The sequence below is a fragment of the Protofrankia sp. CiP1_Cm_nod2 genome (assembly GCF_920664355.1).
GTDB lineage: Bacteria > Actinomycetota > Actinomycetes > Frankiales > Frankiaceae > Protofrankia.
The window spans coordinates 1-4,999 of sequence record NZ_CAKKTL010000319.1 but is presented as its reverse complement, the minus strand read 5'-3'; the positions used below and the strand labels follow the sequence as shown (position 1 = coordinate 4,999).

Here is a 4,999-nt window from a genome sequence, read left to right as displayed (position 1 = left end):
ATGCAGACAGCCCGTGTCCGCGTGGCGCGGCGCGGCGCACGGCAGGCTTCCTCCGACCGGCCCGCGCATCGCGCTCACACATACAGGGATGGCGTCCCGAGCTGCCGCCCGGTCGTATGTTGCAGGTCCCCGGCCGCGGGGAGGTTTTCGTGCGGCAGACCCGGGCCGACCGGGACGGTGTACTGCCGGTGTTGCTGCTGCACGGGTGGACCTGGTCGCTGGACGTCAATTTCTTCGGGTTGCTGCCACCGCTGTCCCAGCGGCATCCGATTGTCGGCCTGGACCAGCGTGGCCACGGACGCGGACTGCCGATCGCCGGGGAGTTCTCCATCGCCGACTGCGCCGAAGACGTCATAGCGGTGCTCGACGTCCTGAATATCGACCGCGTGATCGTGTGCGGATTCTCCCTCGGCGGCTTGGTGGGAACGCATATGGCGTTGGCTCATCCGCAGCGGGTCGCGGGCCTGGTCCTGACAGCTTGCGCACTGAACTACCGGCAGAACCGCCGCGACCGCCTGTTGTGGACCACTCTTGCGACGGCAGCCCCGCTGGCTCGCCTCAAACGACACACTGTGCCGCCCCGCCTTGCAACGGCAACTGGCCGACCAGCTCGGGGCACATGTCATCCCGGTAGCAGCCGATCAGGATCTTCCGGTGGTCCATCCCGACCTGTTCGCCACCGCCGTGCTGGACGCAGTTGCCAGGGTGAACGCCCGCGTGAGCGGGGCGTAGCGCTGCTCGGTCGCGCTCATTTCCACGCCGTGCCTTCCCCGGGGCCTCGGCATGATGATTGATCCACAACTAGGCGCTACGCTATGTAGCCAGGAGCGGGAGGACTCGATTCCGGTCGCCGGCGATTCTCTCGGTCGCCTGACAAGGTGACAAACGGCGTTATCGACATTTTTGTCGGCCTTGTCGACCCGGGTTCCGGACGCGTCCCGTCCAGCCCGGACGGGACGCCGGCCGCCGTGACCGTGGTCGCCGCGAGCGTGCACGACAACACCATCGGCGTCACGTTACTGGTCTCCTGAACTGTCGACGTATATTGCTGCCAAGCGGGACACGGTGCTTACGGTTAAGGCAGGCGTGATGGGAGACCAAGTCGATGTCGGCCGGGCGCCCGGCGAGTCGGACAACCTGACTGTGCGAGCATCGGAGCGCCCGTGGAGTGGGCGTAGCGCCGCTTCCCGTGGCCCGCTCAAGATCTTCTACTCCTATGCTCACGAGGATGAGCCGATCCTGGCGGAGTTACGCAAGCATCTCGCGCCGCTTCGTCATGAGCAGATCGTCGTGGACTGGTATGACCGCGAGCTCCTGCCCGGGGCTGACTGGGATTCGGAGATCAGCTCTCGCCTCGAGTCGGCGGACATAGTGATCGCTCTCCTGTCTGCGGACTTCGTCGCCTCGCAGTACGCGTATGGCCGGGAGTTGCGTAGGGCACTTGAGCTGCACGATCGAGGCAGCTTGGCGCTGGTTCCCGTGGTCGTTCGTCCGTGTCGCTGGGAACGCCTGCCGGTCGCGCGCCTACAGGTGCTGCCGGAAGATGCAAAGCCGATCACTAGCTGGGGAGAGCCGGACCGGGCATACCTGTCGGTGGCGGTCGGCGTTGAACGTGCGGTGCGGGGCTTGCTCTCGCGCAGCGAAAGCCTTGTCGATGACTGGCTCGAATCCCGCGTCATCCGGCGTCGTGTGATCAGACAAATTCAGGATTACCTGCGGGTCCTCGGCTACTACAGAGGGCCGATCGATGGCATTCCAGGCGTGGGAACCGAGCATGCCGTGCAGGCGTTTCAACGCCGCGCTGGTATCAAGGCCGACGCGATGATCGGCCCGGAGGTGATCCGCCGTCTCGAAGACGCCGTTAACTCCGGCGCCGCAGCGTCGTCGGGTCAGCCGACCTGAAAGGCATACTTCCAGCACGAGCCGGTCCAAGATCTCTTGTCCGGCCCCCCGTCCGCGCTGGCACGCCCGTACCCTCGCCGGCCGGTTCGCCGGCGAGCTAACCCGCGTCAGCCCTACCCGCCACGGCCAAGCCGGAGCTCACTTACGAACCCGCCTGCCTTGCCGCCGGTTCCGCTTTCGCATGTGATCGGGATGGGTTGCGAGACGGGTCGCGAATTTCGGGCGGCAGGGCTACGGCGTTGGATGCCGGTAACCGGATTCGTCGCTCTTCCGGTAGCTACCTGACACTGTGGGTGGAGCCCCGAGTATGAGTGCCATGAGCCCTTCCGTTGATGATCAAAGTCAGGCGCGCCGCGCCGGTGGGGGTGGCAGTGGCCGCCCCCACGTACGGGTCCCCAATGAACGGGTCCTCTTCGTGCGGATGCGCACGTCGCAGGACCGCGCGGCCGATGCGATCACGTCGTTTGCGGGTTCCCTGCCGTTCGTGTATCTCCACGCCATCTGGTTCGGTGTCTGGGTTCTGCTGAACGAGGGCGTGTTCGGCCGGGCTGGCGTCTTCGATCCGTATCCGTTCGGACTGCTCACGATGATCGTCAGCCTGGAAGCGATCTTCCTGTCCACCTTCGTGATGGTGAGCCAGAACCGCGAGGCGGCACGGCAGAACCTGCGGGCCGAACTCGATTTTGAAACCGACCTGCGGGCCATGGTGTGGTCTGCCCACATCGGTACGGCTCTTGGTCTCGACCCCGAGGAGATCGAGCGGCACGCCCAGGAGATCATCGCGCAGGCCAGGGCGGACATCGTTCAGCCGTCCGCGCCCCCGCGGTTCTCGGAGATCACGAACGAGACTCATCCCTGAAACGACCGTCGCGGGGACGACTACGTGAGTCAGGATGTCGACGAGGCCGCTTTCCTGAAGAGCAGTCTGATTCAGAGCGTCGTCCTCGGAAACTCCTGATGATCGGTGAAGCAGTCGGCCGGTCCGGGATCGGCGGCACGTACGACATCGTGTGACACGTCAGGTCCATCAGGTTGCCCCTTGCGGTCGCGCGTCGAGGAGATCCGGGCGGCCGGGCAGCGTGAACGTCGAGCTCGGAGCCGTCCCGACAGCGGCGCGGCGATGAGCGGGGCGGCGGGCAGCGCGGCAGTCCGAGTTCGATAGCGCGCCACGACGGTGACCTGCCCCATCACGCCGTCGAAGCTGGCGAGGCCTCGCCGTCGAGGACGGTGGCGGTGATCGCGGCCGCGTCGGTCACGATCGACGCGTCGCGGGCGGTACGCGCGAGCAGGAGCGCGCCTTCGAGCGTGGCGACTGCCCAGCGGGCCAGACGCCGGGCCTCCGCTGCGGGCCGGCCTGCCCATCTGAGTTTGTCGGCGAGGGGCTCGGCCCAACGCTCGAATGCGGCGCTCGAGGTCTCCGCGACCGCGTCCGTGATGCCGGCGAGCTCCAGGGCGACCGTCGCGACGGGGCAGCCGCGCTCGTAGCCGGACTCTCGGAGGTCCGCCGCCTGCTTCGCGGCGATCGCCGCGACAAGCTCACCAGGTGTGCGCGCCGCGGCGGCGAGGTGATCGATCAGCTCTCGGACCCGGTCACCGCTGAACGCGATCGACTCGACGGCGAGCTCCTCCTTCCCGCCCGGGAAGTGGTGGTAGAACGAGCCCTTCGGCGCCCCGCTGGCGGCGAGGATCGTCTCCAGGCCGGTCGCCGCGTACCCCTGGCGGCGGAACAGGTCGGCAGCGGCAGCGATTGCGGCGCCGCGGGCGGTTGAGGTTCTCGGCATCTGGACTCCCTTGGACTCCTTGTCTTTCGCTGCCGGCCATACTATGGTGGGCGCCATACTATGGCGATCGCCATAGTATTAGTCGGAGAGGACGCCCTCATGCCCGTCGTCACCGTTCAGATCCCGGCCGGTTCGCTCGACCCCGTACAGAAGTCCGAGCTCATCGCCCGGATCACCGACGCCGTCGTCGAGGTCGAGAAGGCCGAAGCGATCCGTCCGTACGTCTACGTAATCGTCGACGAGACGAGCCGCGACGGATACGGACTCGCGGGCACCCCCGTCGACGTCACGCTGGCGAAGGCCGCGCAGCGATGACCCTCGACGGCCGCACAGCGCTCGTCACCGGGTCGACGTCCGGCATCGGCCGGGCCGCCGCCGAAGCACTCGCCGCTCGCGGCGCCCACGTCATCGTCACCGGGCGCGACGCGGCGAAGGCGGCGGAGGTCGTCGCCGGGATCGAGCACGCCAGCGGGGTCGCGCGGCCGGTCATCGCCGATCTCGCGACCCCCAGCGGCCTCACCGCGCTCGCTGCCCTCGACGACGTCGACATTCTCGTCAACAACGCCGGGTACTACCGGTTCGCGCCAACCACGGCGACGAACCAGGCCCTCTTCGACGCGTTGGTCGACGTGAACCTGCGCGCCCCGTTCCTCCTCGGCCAGGCGCTGATCCCGAAGATGGCCGCGCGCGGGCACGGCGCTGTCGTCAACGTCTCGACCGTCGCCGCGCGGGTCGGCACGTCGACATCGGCGGCCTACGGCGCAGTCAAGGCCGGACTCGAATCGATCACCCGCGCGTGGGCGGCCGAGTTCGGCCCGTCCGGTGTGAACGTCAACGCCATCGCGGTGGGCCCCACCCACACTCCCGGCACTGACGCCGTCGTCCAGGTCCTTGAGGGCCTCACCCGCGCCTTCCCGCTCGGCCGCCTGTTCCGGCCGGAGGAGATCGCGGATGCGATCGCGTACCTCGCCGGGGCCGACTATCTCCACGGGGCAACGCTCGCTGTCGACGGCGGCGCGAGCGTGGTCGTACCCGCGCCGCGGTAGCCACCGACCGTGTGACGCGCCGGAACGCTTCATCTGCGCTCGTGACCGCCTGGCTGGACCTTCCGTGACTCACGAATCGAGCTTGCCCACCGGAGCATCGTACCGTTCAGCCACCGACACGACCCGCACCGGAACCGTCACTACGAGCCCTCAGGCCGTCGTGGTGAGCGATAAGGAAAAGGCGCATCAGATGCGTCAGATGGGGACCAGGAAGGCGAGCGAAAGCGAACCGCTGTCGAAGTGTCGAAACCAGATCAGACGGTATCGAAA

Annotated in this window: 7 protein-coding genes; 6 read left to right on the top strand and 1 reads right to left on the bottom strand. The window is 67.5% G+C overall.

Annotation, left to right across the window (positions count from 1 at the left end):
- The first annotated feature begins 116 nt into the window (after nt 1-116).
- From NBW84_RS24640 to NBW84_RS22530, 4 genes are all read left to right on the top strand, one after another.
- A complete protein-coding gene (locus NBW84_RS24640; RefSeq protein ID WP_445548820.1) occupies nt 117-794 on the top strand; it encodes an alpha/beta fold hydrolase in 678 nt (225 codons plus the stop codon).
- An 84-nt stretch (nt 795-878) separates the two neighbouring features.
- The gene (locus NBW84_RS22540; protein ID WP_250287220.1) at nt 879-1,031 is read left to right on the top strand and encodes a hypothetical protein; all 153 of its coding nucleotides are present in this window, start codon (nt 879-881) and stop codon (nt 1,029-1,031) included.
- 34 nt (nt 1,032-1,065) lie between these two features.
- Nucleotides 1,066-1,902 carry a TIR domain-containing protein gene (locus NBW84_RS22535; protein ID WP_250287218.1) on the top strand — a complete coding sequence of 279 codons (837 nt, stop codon included), beginning with the start codon at nt 1,066-1,068 and terminating at the stop codon, nt 1,900-1,902.
- A gap of 316 nt (nt 1,903-2,218) precedes the next feature.
- Nucleotides 2,219-2,761, top strand: coding sequence for a DUF1003 domain-containing protein (locus NBW84_RS22530; protein WP_250287224.1), 543 nt, complete (start codon nt 2,219-2,221; stop codon nt 2,759-2,761).
- Nucleotides 2,762-3,089: 328 nt separating this feature from the next.
- On the opposite strand, the gene NBW84_RS22525 is transcribed toward NBW84_RS22530, so the two are convergent.
- On the bottom strand, nt 3,090-3,683 hold the full coding sequence (locus NBW84_RS22525) for a TetR/AcrR family transcriptional regulator (protein ID WP_250287216.1): 594 nt from the start codon (nt 3,681-3,683) through the stop codon (nt 3,090-3,092).
- Between the two features lie 99 nt (nt 3,684-3,782).
- Here NBW84_RS22525 and NBW84_RS22520 point away from each other — a divergent pair, with 99 nt between their 5' ends.
- Nucleotides 3,783-3,998, top strand: coding sequence for a tautomerase family protein (locus NBW84_RS22520; protein ID WP_250287214.1), 216 nt, complete (start codon nt 3,783-3,785; stop codon nt 3,996-3,998).
- Entirely contained in the window at nt 3,995-4,729 is a 735-nt protein-coding gene (locus NBW84_RS22515; protein ID WP_250287212.1) for an SDR family oxidoreductase, read from the top strand. Before NBW84_RS22520 ends, NBW84_RS22515 begins: the two co-directional genes overlap by 4 nt.
- Nucleotides 4,730-4,999: the final 270 nt, after the last annotated feature.